The sequence below is a fragment of the Streptomyces sp. NPDC051452 genome (assembly GCF_044454765.1).
In the GTDB taxonomy this organism is placed as follows: domain Bacteria; phylum Actinomycetota; class Actinomycetes; order Streptomycetales; family Streptomycetaceae; genus Streptomyces.
Genome location: NZ_JBITEB010000013.1, coordinates 151,448 through 167,049 on the forward strand (window position 1 = coordinate 151,448; position 15,602 = coordinate 167,049).

The window sequence follows — 15,602 nt, forward strand, 5'->3', positions numbered from 1 at the left end:
GTGGGTATCGGCGACTTCATCAGTGACATCACGCCCGACTCGGTCGAGGACAAGATCGAGCACGGCGTCGAGTGGGTCGGCGACCGGGTCGAGGACGCGGGCAACTGGACCGCCGACCGGTTGCAGGACGTCGGCTGGGAGTCCGGCGCCGACTGGGTGCGCGAGCAGTCCCGTTCGGTCGCCAACCGGCTCGGCGCCGAGGTCGACGAGATGGACCTCGGGCAGACCGAGGACAAGACCAAGCTGGTCTACGGCAGCCCGAGCAAGATCAACGCCGTCGCCGCGAAGCTCCGCGCCTTCGAGTCGGCCTTCGACGAGACCGGTGACGGCCTCTGGGGCCTTGACACCTCCCGGCTCAAGGGCGAGGCGGCCGACGCGCTGCGCACCACCGTCGGCAAGCAGCCCCACCGCTGGTACACGGCGGGTGAGGCCTGCGTCAAGGCGATCAGCGCGCTGGAGTCGTTCGCCGACACGGTCACCTGGGCCCAGGGCCAGGCGCAGACGGCGATCGACAAGTGGAAGGCGGGCGTCAAGGCGTCCGAGGACGCCGCCGACGCCCACCGCGAGAAGGTCGACGCCTACAACAAGGCCGTCGACCGCTACAACGCCCAGTCCGCCGACAAGCGGGACCCGTCCTCGCTCCCGCCACGCCCCGCCGAGACGTTCGACGACCCCGGCAAGAAGCTGATGAAGGACGCGCAGGACATCCTGGCCGAGGCCCGCAAACAGCGGAACTCGGCGGCGGAGACCGCGCGTTCCGCGGTACGCGCCGCCCGCGACATGGCCCCGAAGAAGCCGTCCTACGCCGAGCAGCTGCGCGACGGCTACGACGAGGCGCGGATCATGCAGGACCACGTGGCCGGCGGCCTCGTCAAGGGCACCGCCGGGATCGTGAACTTCGTGCGCAGCGTCGATCCCATGGACCCGTACAACCTGACGCACCCGGCCGAGTACGCCACGTCCCTGAACAGCCTGGCCGCCGGCCTCGTCGTGGCCGCCAACGACCCCGTCGGCACCGGCACCCAGATGGTCAAGGACTTCATGAAGGACCCGGCCGAGGGCTTCGGCCGGCTGATCCCCGACATCGTGCTGACCGTGGCCACCGACGGCGGCGGTGCCGCGGTGAAGGGCGTGCGCGTCGCCGAGGACGCCTCCGAAGCCGCGAAGGTGCGCAGGCTCGTCGACGACGTGCCGGAGGGCACCCACGCGCACCCGGACGGGGAACGCCTCATCGACGGCTCCGACCCGGTGGACCTCGCCACGGGCCGGATGTTCCTGCCCCAGACCGATGTGGAGATCCCGGGAATCCTGCCGCTGGTCTTCACCCGGCGCACCGAGTCCGGCCTGACGGTCGGCCGCTTCCTGGGGCCGTCGTGGACGTCCACGGTGGACGAGCGGCTGGAGATCGACGCCGTCGGCGTCGTCCACGTCACCGCCGACGGCCTCCTGATCCCCTACCCGCACCCGGTCCCCGGCGCCCCTACCCGGCCGCGGCCGGGCACGGCCGCGGCGCGCGTGCTGCTCGCACGTGACACCGACGGCGACTACACGTTGACCGACCCCGACTCGGGCGTGGTCCGCCACTTCACCGGTCCGGCGGCCGCCGGACCGGGAGGTGACGGCACCGCCTGGCTGTCCGGGGTCGGCGAACGGGGCGGCCACACCGTCACCGTCGACCGGGCGGAGGACGGACTGCCCCTGGCCCTCGTCCACTCCGCGGGCCACCGGCTGGGACTGACCACCGCCGACGGCCGGGTGACCGCGCTCTTCCTCGCGGGCGCCGGGGAGAACGGCGCGGACCTGCCGCTGATGGGCTACGGCTACGACAACGGCGACCTCACCACCGTCACCCGCCCGTCCGGCGCCGTCACCACCTTCCTCTATGACGAAGGCCACCGCGTCATCGCCTGGACCGATTCCAACGGCCGCCGCTACGACTACGTGTACGACGACCGCGACCGGGTCGTCGCCGAGGGCGGCGAGGCCGGTCACGTCCAGATCACCCTGGGGTACACCGAACCGGACCCCGCGACCGGCCACCGTACGACGGTCCTGACCACCGCCGACGGCCGGGTCACCCGGCATGTGATCGGCCCGGGGTGCCGGATCCTGGCCACCACGGACGCGCTCGGCCGCACCACCCGCTTCCACCGCGACGCGAGCGGCAACCTGCTGTCCCGCACCGACCCGCTCGGCGCCACGAACGTCTTCACCTACGACGACGAGGGCCGGCTGATCTCGGCCGTCCGCCCGGACCGCTCCGAACTGCGCGTCGTACGCGGTCCGTTCGGGCTGCCGACGGAGATCGTCGGGTGGGACGGCGCCCGCACCACGTACACCTACGACGAGCGCGGCAACCGTACCGCGTACACCGACCCGGCCGGACGCACCACCCGCACCACCTACGACGATGCCGGCCGCCCCACCTCGGTCACCGACGCCCTCGGGAACACCACCCGGGTGAGGTGTGACGCGGCGGGGCGGACCGTGGCGGTGACCGACCCGTCCGGCACCACCACCCGCACCGAGCGGGACGGGCTCGGCCGCCCGGTCCGGGTGACCGACCCGGCAGGCGGCGTCACCCGCCTGGAGTGGAACGCGGACGGCCAACTCGCCCGCCGCACCGGCCCGGACGGTGCGAGCGAGTCATGGACGTACGACGGCGAGGGCAACTGCACGGCCCACACCGACGCGGCCGGTGCCGTCACGCGCCACGAATACACCCACTTCGACCTCCCGCTCGCCACCACCCGTCCCGACGGCGGCCGTTACGAATTCGAGCACGACGCCGACCTGCGCCTCACCAAGGTCACCGGCCCGCACGGCCTGAGCTGGACGTACGAGTACGACGCGGTCGGCGACATCGTCTCCGAGACCGACTTCGACGGGCGCACGCTGACCTACCGCGTGGACGCCGCCGGCCGCCTCACCAGCAGGACCGACGCCCTCGGCGGCACCATCTCCTTCGAGCGCGACCCACTCGGCCGGGTGATCGCCAAGACCGTCGACGACCGGGTGACGACGTACGCGTACGACCGGGCGGGCCGCCTCCTCGAGGCGGTCGGACCGGACAGCGAACTGCGCTACCAGTACGACCGCAACGGGCGCGTCAAAACGGAACTGGTCGACGGCCGCCCGATGCTCTACTCCTACGACGCCCTGAACCGGCGCGTCCGCCGGACCACCCCCACCGGCCACGTCACCTCCTACGCCTACGACTCCGACGGGCTCCCCGCACGGCTGACCACCGGTGGCCGGCCCGTCGACTTCACCCACGACGCCGCCGGACGCGAACTGGCCCGCGCCTTCGGGGACGCGATCACCATGACGGCGGCCTGGGACGAGGCCGGACGGCTCGCCTCGCAGCACATCACCGCCGGGGCCCACGCCGTCAACAGCCGTTCCTACTCCTACCGCGCCGACGGACGCCTGCTGTCCGTCGCGGACCGGCTCTCCGGTACCCGCTCGTTCGACCTGGACCCGATGGGCCGGGTCACCGCCGTCCACGCCCCGGGCTGGACGGAGCGGTACGCCTACGACGACGCCGGCAACCAGACCTCGGCCTCCTGGCCGGACCGGCACCCGGGCGGCGAGGCCACCGGACCGCGCATGTACAGCGGCACGGGCATCACCCGGGCCGGAGGCGTCCGTTTCGAGCACGACGCCCTCGGCCGGGTCACCCTGCGGCAGAAGACCCGCCTGTCCCGCAAGCCGGACACCTGGCGCTACGAGTGGGACACGGAGAACCGCCTCACCTCCGTCACCACCCCCGACGGCGCCCGGTGGCGCTACCGCTACGACCCGCTGGGCCGCCGCACCGCGAAGCAGTGTCTCGCGGCCGACGGCGAGAGCGTGGTCGAGGAGGTCCGTTTCACCTGGGACGGGCTCACCCTCTGCGAGCAGACCAGCCACCGGCCGGACCTCCCGCACACGGTCGCCCTCAGCTGGGACCACCGTGACGTCGTCCCCCTCGCCCAGACCGAGCGCATCCTGACGGCCGACGGCCGGCAGCAGGAGATCGACCGGCGGTTCTTCGCCATCGCCACCGACCTGATCGGCACCCCCACCGAACTGATCGACGAGACGGGGGACATCGCCTGGCGCAGCCGCAGCACCCTCTGGGGCACCACCGCCTGGGCGCGGGACAGCAGCGCCTACACCCCGCTCCGCTTCCCCGGCCAGTACTACGACCCCGAGACCGGCCTCCACTACAACCTCTTCCGCCACTACGACCCCGAGACCGGCCGCTACACCTCCCCGGACCCGCTGGGTCTCGCCGCCGCGCCCAACCCCCTCGGCTATGTGGACAACCCCTACACCGGGTGCGACCCGCTGGGGCTGATGCCCAAGTACACGAAGGAGGAGAAGGCCAGGCAGCGGAGCGTCAAGACGGCGGACGGGGTGATCGAACGGGCGCGGGACGGCACGTTCCGGAAACACCCCAAGTACCACGGGGACGAGATGCACGGCTTCACCGACGAACGTGTCCTGGAGATCCTGAAGAACCCGGACGCCGTGTACCAGTCGTCGGGCTCGGCCGGAAAACTCGTCTTCCGGCAGGGCGAGGACGTCGTCGTGACCCATGGGCCCGGCTCCGAGGCCGGTCAGGCCATCACGGCGTACGGGCCGTCGGGCATCAGGGGCGAATCCGGGGCGACGGCACTGGGCGGCGAGCCGACCGCTCCCGGTGCACCGATTACCCACGAGGACATCGTGGAGGGAAAGATTCCGGGCAAGGACGGATTCATGCCCCCCGCCGTACAGATCAGATGAGGCACGCTGACCATGAGACTGACCCTCGACGACGGCTGGTCCGCGACGGTGACGGACGATCCCCTGCCCTTCACCCCCCGCTTCACGGGCACCTTCGTGGCCGTCGCGCCTTACGGGGACGTGAAGGAACGGGTGCGGTTCCTCGCGGAGACCTTCGGTAGCCAGGAGTGGCTGTGGGACGCCCCGGACACGCTCGGGTTCGACCGGTCGAGCCGGGAACTGGTCGGCGCCGAGTTCCAGCTGCCCCACGAGTCGGCGTCGGCCGAGGACTGCGCCCGCCTCCCCTCCGCGCCGGCGGTCCGCCCCGGCGGGCTGCGCGCGGACGAGGAGCGCGACTGCCGCCTCGAAGCGGCCTCGGTGCTGTGCCGCGCGCCCGGGGACGCCGTGCTGGCCTGTCTGCGCGACCTCGAGGTTCTCGACGCACCGCTGGAGGCGCGTATCGGGATCGCCCCGGACGTGGCGCTCCTGGTCCAGAACGGCACGGTCGTCGGCTGGAGCCTCACCGATCCCGCGCGCTATCTGACCACCGCCTACGCTGCTCCGGACCCCGCTCCGCCGTCCCCGGCCACCCGCGCGCTGCTCGGTGCCTGTCTGGACCTGATCACGGATCCGCTGCTCGAAGAGGTGCAGGACCAGGACCCGGCCGCCCTGGCCCGGCTCGCGGAGGTCCACCGGGCCCTGCGCGCCCAACGCGAGGACCGGCACCGCGTCAACGCCCTGCTCGCGCTCATCGCCAACCTGGTGGAGGACTACGGGACCGGCTGACTCGCCCGGCTTCGAACAGCGCGCCGGGGCCGTCTGGGCAGGATGTGTGAAACACAGGCATGAACGCGGAGGCACGGGGTAACCGCTGCGTTGTCCGCCGGTACGGTGGGCCGTAGACCTTGGTTCGACTTGTAGGAGGGGAACAGTATGGCGCTCATGAGCACCCTGGCAGGGGACACGCGGACTGGCTGGTTGCCGGAGGTCTCCGATCCCTCCCGGGTGGCGCCCAAGGACGCCCGTGAGCTGTCCAGGCTGTTCTTCGACCAGCTGGCGGTCCTGGAAGAGGGCACGCCCGAGTACAGCTACGCGCGCAACACCCTCATCGAGATGAACATGTCCCTGGTCCGCTACGCGGCCGGACGGTTCCGCAGCCGCGGCGCGGACGAGATGGAGGACATCGTCCAGGTCGGCATGATCGGCCTGATCAAGGCGATCGACCGCTTCGACCTCTCACGCGAGGCGGAGTTCACCTCCTTCGCCATCCCCTACATCGTCGGGGAGATCAAGCGGTTCTTCCGCGACACCACCTGGGCCGTGCACGTCCCGCGCCGGCTGCAGGAGGCCCGGGTCCAGCTCGCCCGCGCCACCGAGGAACTCCGCAGCCGCCTCGGCCGTACGCCGACGGTCAAGGAACTGTCGGACCTCATGTGCCTGCCCGAGGACGAGGTGCGGGAGGCCCGCCTGGCCGCCAACGGCTACAACTCCTCCTCCCTGGACGCCACGATCAACGGCAGCGAGGACGGCGAATCCGCGCTGCAGGACTTCATCGGTGCCGAAGACCAGGCGCTGGAACTGGTCGAGGACTTCCACGCCCTGGCCCCGCTGATCGCCGAACTCGACGAACGGGACCGGCAGATCATCCACATGCGGTTCGTCGAGGAACTCACCCAGGCGCAGATCGGTGAACACCTCGGTGTCTCCCAGATGCATGTCTCCCGGCTTCTGTCGCGCACCCTCGCCCGTCTGCGCGAGGGAATGCTCACCCAGCAGTAATACGGCAACGACGCGTGCTCACACATCGGTGAGTTCGGTGATTCGGTGAGTACAAACGCTGATGGCGAAGGGCCTTCCCGCATTCGGTGCGGGAAGGCCCTTCGCCTGTTCGTGTGAATTATCGCGTGGTCGCGTAGACGCTTAACGCGAAGGGGAGAGGCTCAGTGCTTGAGCGCGTCCTTCGCCTTTTCCTTGGCCTCGCGAGCGTCGCCCGTGCTCTTCTGCGCCTGTCCCTCGGCGGCCAGTCGGTCGTTGCCCACGGCGCTTCCCGCGGCCTCCTTGACCTTGCCCTCGGCCTGTTCGGTCTTCGCCTTGGCCTTCTCGCCGGCAGTCATGGAATGCGCCTCCTCATAGCTTGGATGTCGCTTTCGCGGTAGCTCACTCGTGCCCCGGCATTCCCCGCACAAACAAGGTGCGGCGGGGGAGTAGGGGCGGACGTGCGGGGCATACGCAGCTCAGGAGGTTGATAACTATGGTTCCCCTGCTGCTCGTTCTTCTTTTGGCCCTGATCCTTTTCGGTGCCGGCTTTGCCCTCAAGATCCTCTGGTGGGTCGCGGTCATCGTCCTGGTGCTGTGGCTGCTGGGCTTCGTCATGCGTTCCACCAATTCAAGTGGCGGTCGCGGACGCTGGTATCGATGGTGATCTGAACCGCGTCCGAGTATCACTCAAAGGGTCTGTCCGGCGGATTACGCCGGACAGACCCTTTTTGGTTTCGAGACGGGATCAGCGTGAGCACAGAAGTACACCGGGGCGCGAGGAGTTACCAGGGCACCTCCCCGGCGTCGTCGAAGAACCGGCCGGTCGGGCCGTCGTCGGGCAGGGCCGCGAGCCGGAGCGCGATGGCCGCGCCCTGCGCCGGGGTGCGAACGCCGCGGAAGTCGTTGAGGTCCGTCGCGCAGAAGCCGGGACAGGCGGCGTTGATCAGGATGTTCGTGTCCCGCAGCTCCCTGGCGTACTGGACTGTGACGGCGTTCAGGAACGACTTCGACGGCGAGTAGGCGACGGAGATCGGGCCCATCTCGGCGCCGGGAGCGCTCTGCAGGGTGAGCGAGCCGACGCTGCTGGACATGTTCACGATCCGCGGTGACGCCGAGCGGCGCAGCAACGGCAGCATCGCGTTGGTGACGCGGATGACGCCGATGACGTTGGTCTCGACGGCCGCCCGCACCGTCGCGGGGTCGACCGTGGTCGGCATCTGTGGCGCGCTGCCGGTGATCCCGGCGTTGTTGACGAGCACGTCGAGGCGTCCGGCGCGGCCCTCGATCAGCGTGGCGGCGGCGTCCACGCTCGCGTCGTCGGTGACGTCGAGCGGTACGCCGAACGCGTCCACGCCGGTCTCGCGCAGCTTCGTCACCGCGGCCTCGCGCCGCTCCTCGTTCCGGGCGCCGACCCCGACCGTCCAGCCGAGGGCGCCCAGCCCCGCCGCGATCTCGTATCCGATGCCCTTGTTCGCGCCGGTCACCAGCGCGATCGTCTGTTCACTCATACGACCGACTCTGTCCGGATCCCCGCGGTGCGTCCAACACCGATCGGGTGGGCTTCGATACCGTGCGGGTATCGATCGCGGTCGCAGTCGCTAATGTGACGGGGTGGAGACGCGTGAACTGCGGTACTTCGTCGCCGTCGCCGAGGAGCTGCACTTCGGGCGGGCCGCTCGGCGGCTCGGGATCGCGCAGCCCCCGCTGTCGCGGGCGATCCGCCTGCTCGAACGGCGCCTCGGCGTGACGCTGCTGGAACGCACCAGCCGTGCCGTCACCCTGACCGAGGCCGGATCGGTACTGCTGCGCGAGGCCCGGGCGGCGCTGGACGCGGTCGCGGCCGCCGAGCGCCGCACCCGGCGCGCCGCCCTCGCCGCGACCGGCCACGCCGGCGTGGTCCTCGCCGCGAAGGCCGGCGCCTCCAGCGAACTGCTGGCGAAGCTGCTCGAGGCCTACGCCGCCGAACCCGACGCGGTCACCGTCGACGTGGTGCTGTGCGGGATCGGCGAGCAGGAACGACTGCTGCGCGACGGCCGGGCCGACGTGGCCGTGCTGCACCGGCCGTTCGACACGACGACCGGACTCGACACCGAAGAGCTCCACACGGAGGAACAGGTCCTGGTGCTGCCGGCCGGACATCCCCTCACCGGCCGGCCTCATGTGCGCATGGCCGACGTGACCGACCTGCCCGGTCTGCCGATGCCCCGCTGGCCCGGTCCCGACGGCAGTTATCCGGACGGCCCCGGCCCCCAGGCCCGTGACCATGCGCAGCTGCATCAGCTGATCGCGCTCGGACGCGCCTGCTGGATCGCGCCGGAATCGTGCCGGATCCATCTGCCCGGCGGCCTCGCCACCGTGCCCGTACTGGACGCGCCGCCGGTCACCACGGTCATCGCGTGGCCACCGCACAGCCGGTCCGCGCCCGTCGCCGACCTCGTCCGGATCGCGGCACGGCTCGCGGGATGAGGGCGGCCCACCGTGGAACGGCTCGTCCGCGACCCACGACATGGCGCCACCCGGCGTTTCCGGTCAGTTACCCGATCGTTCGGTATCGCGCGCTTCCGCCTGTGATGATGTGGATCAGGGGAGCGACCGGTGAGGTCACGAGGCGAGGGGGTTCGATGAGCGGTACGGCGTCGGCGCTGATACGGCTGAAGTCCGCGCAGAAGAGTGCGAAGGGTGTGTCGCTGTACTCGCGGTTCGTGAACCGGCCGGCCGGTCGGTATCTCGCCGCCGGTGCCTACCGGGTCGGCCTGACTCCCAATCAAGTCACCCTCGTCAGCGCGGCGTTCAGCTTCACCGCCGTTGTCGCCGTGGCACTCGCCGCGCCCTCCTGGGGTGCCGGGCTCGTGGTGTGGGCCGGGCTCGCGGTCGGGTTCGCCTTCGATTCCGCCGACGGGCAGCTGGCCCGGCTGCGCGGCGGCGGCAGCGCGGCGGGAGAGTGGCTCGACCACGTCGTCGACTGCGCCAAGATCACCGCACTGCACACCGCCGTGCTGATCTCCTTCTACCGCCATCCCGGTCACTTCGGGACCGCGGGTGACGGCTGGTTGCTGGTGCCGCTCGGCTTCCAGCTCGTCGCCGTCGTCACGTTCTTCGGTGGGCTGCTCACCGAACAGCTCAAGCCCAAGGCGGCCCCGGGTGACCGCGGCGCGCCCTCGACGGCCCGCGCGGTGGCCCTGCTGCCCGTCGACCACGGCGTGTTCTGCCTGGTCTTCCTGCTGCTCGGCGGCGGCGGCCTCTTCCGGTGGGTCTACACCGTCCTCGCCGTCGCCGCCGGCCTCTTCCTCGTCGCCTTCCTCACCAAGTGGTTCCGGGAACTGTCCGCAGTTCGTCGGTGAACCGCGGTCCGTTCAGCGCGTCGATGGCGCGCCGCAACTGGGTGCTCGACGTGTGCACGGTGTACGGGAAATAGACGACGTCGACGCCGACCGTCGCGAAGTCCCGCTCCAGCCGCTCCCCCCGGGGCGTGTCCCGCCAGTCGTCGCCCTTGAACAGCACGTCGAAGCGGACCTGCTTCCACGTCTCCAGCTTGTCCGGCACGGTCTCGACGAACGCGGCGTCCACGTAACGGACGCTGCGGACGATCTCCAGCCGCTCGACCAGCGGGATCATCGGCAGCCTGCCCTTGGCCCGTTCGGCCATCTCGTCCGAGACCACGCCTGCCACCAGGTAGTCGCACTGGGCCCGTGCGTGGCGCAGGATGTTCAAGTGCCCTATGTGGAACAGATCGTAGGCGCCCGGCGCGTAGCCCACGCGGTACGGCTTGCTCGATGGCACAGATGCCCCCCTCGATCGATGGTGACCCCCTGTGCGCACCCCTTTGCGGGGATGCGCGGACTTTGACGATAGCGTTCATGCTCGGTGCCCGAAGGGTGAACAATCAGGGTGCGTCCTGGTTCACTCGCGATCGGTGTGCAGATCTCGGGTGGGATCGGGGGGTCCCGTGGGGCGAGGGCGCCGACACACTGGGGAGGCCGCCGAGGTGGCCGGGGGGAAAGGTTTCGTCTCGTGACACAGACCCACGACGAGCGACAGCGCGGCGGCGATCCGGACCTCACCGCCGCGCAGGGCGGCCATCCGGACCTCACCGCCGCGCAGGGCGGCCATCCGGACCGCACCACCCGTCACGACCGGGAGCGCGAAACGCCGTCCGCGGTACGGCGGTTGCTCCTGGTGTCCACCAACTACGCTCCCGAGCACACCGGCATAGGACCCTACGCCACCGGGATCGCCGAGCACTGGGCGAGCCGCGGACACGACACCCACGTCCTCGCCGGGCTCCCGCACTATCCGTCCTGGCGCCTCGACCCCGCCTACCGCGGGGTGTGGCGGGCCACCGAGGAGCGGGCCGGCGTCACCGTGCACCGCCGCCGGCACAGCGTCCCACCGCGGCAGAGTGCCCTGCGCCGCGCCCTGTTCGAGGGGTCGATCCTCGCCCACGGGCTCGTCGCGCCACCCCGCACCGGCCGCGTGGACGCCGTACTCGCCCAACTGCCCAGCCTCGCCGGGGGAGTGCTCGGCGCCCGGATCGCCGCCCGGCACCACGCCCCGTATGTGCCGGTCGTACAGGACCTCATGGGAGCCGCCGCCGCGCAGTCCGGCATCCGGGGCGGCGGCCGCGCCGCCGAGCTGGCCGAGCGCGCGGAGTCGTGGGTGCTGCGGCGCGCCACGCTCGTCGGCGTCATCCACGAGACGTTCGTCGAACGGGTGCGGGCCATGGGCGTCGATCCCGGACGCATCCGCCTGGTGCCCAACTGGTCGCACATTCAAGCGCCTTCGGTGCCACGGGACCGGACCCGCGAGCGCCTGGGGTGGCGCCCGGGACAGACGGTGGTCCTGCACTCCGGCAACATGGGCCTCAAGCAGGGGCTGGACGTGCTCGTGGAGGCCGCCCGCCGCGACCCGGCCATCCGGATCGTCCTCATGGGCGACGGCAACCAGCGTGAGCACCTCACCCACCTCGCCGAGGGGCTGCCCAACCTCCACTTCCTCGGCGCCGTGGCCGACGCCGACTTCCCCGACGTACTGGCCGCGGCCGACGTGCTCGCCGTGACCCAGCGGGCCTCCGTCCTCGACATGAGCGTCCCCTCCAAGCTCACCTCCTACTTCGCGGCCGGCCGCCCGGTGGTCGCCTCCGTGGCCGCCGAGGGCGGCACGGCGCGAGAGGTACTGCGCTCCGGCGCCGGAGTGCTGGTGGAACCGGAGAATCCCGATCGGTTTCTGTCCGCAGTGCGTAGACTCGCCGAAGATCCCGTCATGGCGGACGAGTTGGGCGCGGCGGGCCCGCGCCACGTGGCCGCCCATCTCTCCCGGGAGGCGGGTCTCGCGCGGATCGACGCGCTGATCGACGAGGCTTTGGGGGGTCTTGGCAGGTGAGCGACACACATGTCCCCGTCCGGACGGAGGACGAGCCGGAGCAGTTGCGCGAGCAGTTCCGCCAACTGCTGCGCTACCGCCGGCTGATCGGTGTCGGTATCGGCGTCGGACTGCTGGCCGGTGCCTGGCTCGGCATCACCGGAGCCGACAGCTACGCCGCCACCACCGACGTCGTGCTGCGCGCCCCCACCAGCGATCCCTTCGCCCCGACCCTCTCCGGTGACAAGGCGATCAACATGGGGTCCGAGCGGCAGACGGCGATCAGCCGCAAGGTCGCCGAAGGCGCCGTCAAGCAGCTCGGAATGGGCTCGGGTGACGTCGACCGGCTCCAGCACGGGCTCCAGGTCACCAACCCTCCGCAGACCCTCGTACTGCACTTCACCTACAACGCCTCCGACCCGAAGGAGGCGGCGCGCCGCGCCAACGCCCTCACCCGCTCCTACATCGACCTGCGCAAGGAGCAGTGGGAGTCCGTCCGGAACTCGATGCTCAAGAGCTTGAAGGACCAGCTCGATCCCGTCGCCAAGCAGAACGACGAGCTCACCCAGCGGATCAAGCAGCTGCCCAACGGATCCGCCGCCGACTCCGCCTACGCGGTGCAGGCCAACCTGATCAACCGCATCACCGACCTCCGCTCCAAGATCACCAGCTTGAAGGCGCTCGACATGACGCCCGGCAACGTGATCCGCAACGCCACGGTCCCCACCGCCCCCGACGGCCCGGGCCTGCCGCTCTCGCTGGGCCTCGGCGGGCTCGTCGGCGTCGGCCTCGGCCTGCTCGGCGCCTGGGTGCGCCTGGTCTTCGACCCCGCTCCGCGCTCGGCGGGCGACGTGGCCCGTGCGGTGCGCGGTCCCGTGCTCGGCGCGCTGCCGCGCGGCTCGGCGGGCGCCCTGGTCGTCGGCCGTACCGACTCCCGGGCGGCCGAGGAATACCGCTCGGTCGCCTTCCGGCTCGCCTACGACGAGAGGTTCGCCGACCGGCGCCGCCTGCTCGTCGTTGCCCCGCGCGGCTCCATGGAGTCGAGCGTGGCCGTCGCGGTCAACCTCGCCGCGTCCTTCGCGGAGACCGGCAAGCACGTACTGCTGGTGGAGGCCGATCTGCGCACGCCGTCCCTCACCGACCGGCTCGACGTGTCCGCCGCCTCCCGGCCCCGCTGGAGCCGCGGGGGCGCCGAGTCCCCCGAAGGCGAGTGGCCGGGACCGGGTCAACTCGTGGTCGACGCGGGCGAGTCCGGGTCCTTCGGGCTCGTCCCCGGCGAGCGGGTGCGCAACGTCCCGCGCGCGCTGACCTCCGGGCGGACCACCCGGCTGATCGCCGAGGCGGACGATCCCGACGCCACCGTCGTGGTCGTCGCCCCGCCCGTCCTCGCCTACGCCGACGCCCTCGCGCTCGTCGACCGGGTCGACGGGGTGCTCATCGTCTGCGACCCGCGCACCGTGCACCGCGCCGACCTCGTTCGTATCCGCGAGCTGATCGTCGGCGCGGGCGGCACCGTGCTGGGGGCCGTGACGCATCCCGAGGCGCGCCGCGGCGAGGCGGAGAGCGGCGGCCGCCGCGACAACAGGCGGCACAAGAACAGGAGTTCGGCGTCCCGTCCGGCCCCGGCCGACACCGGCCGCGAGCCCGAGCGGTATCCGGAGGGCGACGGCAGCGACACGGTTGCGCTGCGCACCGTCCGCTCGGTGGACCGGTGAGCACCCCGGGGAATCCCGGAGAACGACCACCGAGGGACGCCGACCCGGCCCCCGGCTCCCCGCGCGCGCGGCGCCGGTCGGCGGCCGTCGTCGCCTCGGTGCTCGATCAGGCGGCGTCCAGCCTCACCAACATCGCCGTGCTGGTGATCGCCGCCCGCGTCTCCACCGCGCACGGGTTCGCCACCTTCTCGATGGTCTACCTGACCTTCACGGTGCTGCTCGGCCTCAACATGGCGTACGTGGGGCAGGCCGTCGTCCTCACCCGCGGCGGCGCCACGGTCACCGGGGCCGCCTGCCGGTCCGCCGTCTCCTTCACCGCGCTGGCCGCCACCGCCGTCGGCGCCCTGCTCGCCGCCGTCGGCGCGATCACCGCCGCCCTCACCGGCGGCTGGGCCGGGCCGGGCGGAGCGTTCCTCGCCCTGGGGCTCGTCCTGCCGCTGGTCCTGGTGCAGGACGGGCTGCGCTACGCGTTCTCCACCCTGCGGCGCCCCGGCCTGGCGCTGGCCGCCGACAGTCTGCGCCTGGTCTGCGTGGTGCCCGCGCTGCTGGCCCAGTCCCCGCACACCGCGCCCGGGATGCTCGTGGCCGTCTGGGGCCTGTCGGCCGTGCCGGCGCTGCTGCTCGGGCTGCGGTTGCTGTGGCCGAAGGTGCGTGGGGTACGAGCCGACCTGCTGCCCTATGTGCGCCGGGGCCACCTCGGGCAGCGCTTCGTGGTGGAGTTCGCCGTCGGCAACGCCTCCAGCCAGCTCGCCGTACTGGGCCTCGGGCTCTTCGCCGCGCCGCTGGCGGTCGGCGCGCTGCGCGGCGCCACCACGCTCTTCGGGCCACTCAACGTCCTGTTCAACTCGGTCAACGCGTTCGGGCCGCCGCTGCTGGGCCGCCTTCGCGGGCGCCGGGCCACCGCACGGGCCGCCGCCGTGCTCGGTCTGGTGCTCGGTGTCGTCGGCCTCGCCTGGGGCCTGGTGCTGTACGCCCTTCCCGCCGACGTCGGCCACCAACTCCTCGGCGCCACCTGGCACTCGGCCTCGGCGCTGCTGCCGGCCTCCGGCGCCCAGTACGCGGTGATGGGTCTGGGCACCTGTGCCCTGGTGACCCTGCGGGTGCTCAGCCCGCGCGCCACCTTGTCGGTGCAGGTGGTCTTCTCGCTGGTCTCGGTCGCGCTCATGCTCGGCGGATACCTGCTGAGCGGATCGGCCCTGGGCGCGGCCTGGGGACTGGCCGCGGGCTCCGCGCTCAAGGCGGCGGCGGCCTGGACCCGCGTCGCCCGCCTCCACGCGGACGAGCGACCCACACCGACCCCGACCCCGACGGTCCCGGCGAACTGACCGCCCTCGGCTGCTCTGGTCGGTCGGGCGTGGGCGGGTGGACGGGTGGTTCGTGAGGGCAGCGGGTCCGGCGGTTCGGGCGGGCGGGTCATCCAGGGGTCCAACCTTGCCCGACCGGTCGAGCGTCGCCGCCTCCGCGTTGACGAGCGGCCCGCGACGGTGCCGGTTCCTGCGGTCCTGGTGAACTGACCGCCCGTGGCTAGGCTCTGGGCGGTCGGGTGCGGGCGGTGTCGACGGGCGGACCCGTGAGGGCACCGGGCCTGGCGGTCAGGGCGTCATCCAGGGCCACCTTGCCCGATTGGTCACGCGTCGCCCGCTGCGCGCGGACCGGCGGCTGACGACGCTGCCGGCCCCTGCGGTCCCGGTGAACGGGACCGCCCGCGGCTGGGCTCTGGTCCATCCGGTGCGGGCGGGTGGACGGGTGCTTCGTGAGGGCACCGGGTCCGGCGGTTCGGGCGGGCGGATCATCCAGGGGCCCAACCTTGCCCGACCGGTCGAGCGTCGCCGCATCCGGACGGACGAGCGGCCCATGCCGGCCGCAGCCCGGGCGGTCCCGGCGAACTGACCGGTAATGCGTCGCCCGCCTGCGCGGACCGGCGGCCTACGACGGCGCCGGTCCGGGCGGTCCTGGCGAACTGACCGCCCGCGGCTGGGCTCTGGTCCATCCGGTGCGGGCGGGTGGACGGGCGGTTCG

General features: G+C 71.9%; 12 protein-coding genes. 9 read left to right on the forward strand and 3 right to left on the reverse strand.

Translation table 11 applies throughout. The features are described 5' to 3' along the window. The 3 genes from ACIBA9_RS27285 to ACIBA9_RS27295 all read left to right on the forward strand — a co-directional run bounded on the left by ACIBA9_RS27285 (position 1) and on the right by ACIBA9_RS27295 (position 6,531). The gene (locus tag ACIBA9_RS27285; RefSeq protein WP_399366960.1) at positions 1 to 4,773 is read left to right on the forward strand and encodes a putative T7SS-secreted protein; all 4,773 of its coding nucleotides are present in this window, start codon (positions 1 to 3) and stop codon (positions 4,771 to 4,773) included. Positions 4,774 to 4,785: 12 nt separating this feature from the next. Next, complete coding sequence (locus ACIBA9_RS27290; RefSeq protein ID WP_399366961.1) at positions 4,786 to 5,538, forward strand: hypothetical protein; 753 nt, start codon at positions 4,786 to 4,788, stop codon at positions 5,536 to 5,538. A gap of 147 nt (positions 5,539 to 5,685) precedes the next feature. Further along, positions 5,686 to 6,531: an RNA polymerase sigma factor SigF gene (locus ACIBA9_RS27295; RefSeq protein WP_399366963.1), complete on the forward strand. Its 846-nt coding sequence runs from the start codon at positions 5,686 to 5,688 to the stop codon at positions 6,529 to 6,531. A 161-nt stretch (positions 6,532 to 6,692) separates the two neighbouring features. Here ACIBA9_RS27295 and ACIBA9_RS27300 read toward each other — a convergent pair whose 3' ends face one another. Further along, positions 6,693 to 6,866 (reverse strand): CsbD family protein, encoded by a 174-nt coding sequence (locus tag ACIBA9_RS27300; RefSeq protein ID WP_362157816.1) that lies wholly within the window; start codon positions 6,864 to 6,866, stop codon positions 6,693 to 6,695. Between the two features lie 137 nt (positions 6,867 to 7,003). On the opposite strand from ACIBA9_RS27300, the gene ACIBA9_RS27305 reads away from it, so the two are divergent. Further along, entirely contained in the window at positions 7,004 to 7,174 is a 171-nt protein-coding gene (locus ACIBA9_RS27305; protein ID WP_362157818.1) for a DUF5670 family protein, read from the forward strand. Between the two features lie 118 nt (positions 7,175 to 7,292). On the opposite strand, the gene ACIBA9_RS27310 is transcribed toward ACIBA9_RS27305, so the two are convergent. Beyond that, positions 7,293 to 8,018: an SDR family oxidoreductase gene (locus tag ACIBA9_RS27310; protein WP_399366966.1), complete on the reverse strand. Its 726-nt coding sequence runs from the start codon at positions 8,016 to 8,018 to the stop codon at positions 7,293 to 7,295. A 103-nt stretch (positions 8,019 to 8,121) separates the two neighbouring features. Here ACIBA9_RS27310 and ACIBA9_RS27315 point away from each other — a divergent pair, with 103 nt between their 5' ends. Both ACIBA9_RS27315 and ACIBA9_RS27320 read left to right on the forward strand, forming a co-directional pair. After that, positions 8,122 to 8,976, forward strand: a complete 855-nt coding sequence (locus tag ACIBA9_RS27315) for a LysR family transcriptional regulator (RefSeq protein ID WP_399366968.1) — start codon at positions 8,122 to 8,124, stop codon at positions 8,974 to 8,976. Between the two features lie 155 nt (positions 8,977 to 9,131). After that, entirely contained in the window at positions 9,132 to 9,851 is a 720-nt protein-coding gene (locus ACIBA9_RS27320) for a CDP-alcohol phosphatidyltransferase family protein (RefSeq protein ID WP_399366970.1), read from the forward strand. On the opposite strand, the gene ACIBA9_RS27325 is transcribed toward ACIBA9_RS27320, so the two are convergent. Continuing rightward, entirely contained in the window at positions 9,811 to 10,290 is a 480-nt protein-coding gene (locus ACIBA9_RS27325) for an adenylyltransferase/cytidyltransferase family protein (RefSeq protein ID WP_362157828.1), read from the reverse strand. The two genes, ACIBA9_RS27320 and ACIBA9_RS27325, sit on opposite strands and share 41 nt — an antisense overlap. Positions 10,291 to 10,683: 393 nt before the next feature. On the opposite strand from ACIBA9_RS27325, the gene ACIBA9_RS27330 reads away from it, so the two are divergent. From ACIBA9_RS27330 to ACIBA9_RS27340, 3 genes are read left to right on the forward strand one after another with little or no spacing between them, the layout of a single operon-like run. Then, positions 10,684 to 11,889, forward strand: coding sequence for a glycosyltransferase family 4 protein (locus ACIBA9_RS27330; RefSeq protein ID WP_399367081.1), 1,206 nt, complete (start codon positions 10,684 to 10,686; stop codon positions 11,887 to 11,889). Continuing rightward, the gene (locus ACIBA9_RS27335; protein WP_399366972.1) at positions 11,886 to 13,583 is read left to right on the forward strand and encodes a lipopolysaccharide biosynthesis protein; all 1,698 of its coding nucleotides are present in this window, start codon (positions 11,886 to 11,888) and stop codon (positions 13,581 to 13,583) included. Before ACIBA9_RS27330 ends, ACIBA9_RS27335 begins: the two co-directional genes overlap by 4 nt. Next, a complete protein-coding gene (locus ACIBA9_RS27340) occupies positions 13,580 to 14,908 on the forward strand; it encodes a hypothetical protein (RefSeq protein ID WP_399366974.1) in 1,329 nt (442 codons plus the stop codon). Before ACIBA9_RS27335 ends, ACIBA9_RS27340 begins: the two co-directional genes overlap by 4 nt. Positions 14,909 to 15,602 lie beyond the last annotated feature (694 nt).

Coding starts and splice junctions, on each gene's coding strand:
- ACIBA9_RS27290 (WP_399366961.1), top strand. CDS start 4,786: ATGAGACTGACCCTCGACGACGGCTGGTCCGCGACGGTGACGGACGAT.
- ACIBA9_RS27295 (WP_399366963.1), top strand. CDS start 5,686: ATGGCGCTCATGAGCACCCTGGCAGGGGACACGCGGACTGGCTGGTTG.
- ACIBA9_RS27320 (WP_399366970.1), top strand. CDS start 9,132: ATGAGCGGTACGGCGTCGGCGCTGATACGGCTGAAGTCCGCGCAGAAG.
- ACIBA9_RS27310 (WP_399366966.1), bottom strand. CDS start 8,018: ATGAGTGAACAGACGATCGCGCTGGTGACCGGCGCGAACAAGGGCATC.
- ACIBA9_RS27300 (WP_362157816.1), bottom strand. CDS start 6,866: ATGACTGCCGGCGAGAAGGCCAAGGCGAAGACCGAACAGGCCGAGGGC.
- ACIBA9_RS27305 (WP_362157818.1), top strand. CDS start 7,004: ATGGTTCCCCTGCTGCTCGTTCTTCTTTTGGCCCTGATCCTTTTCGGT.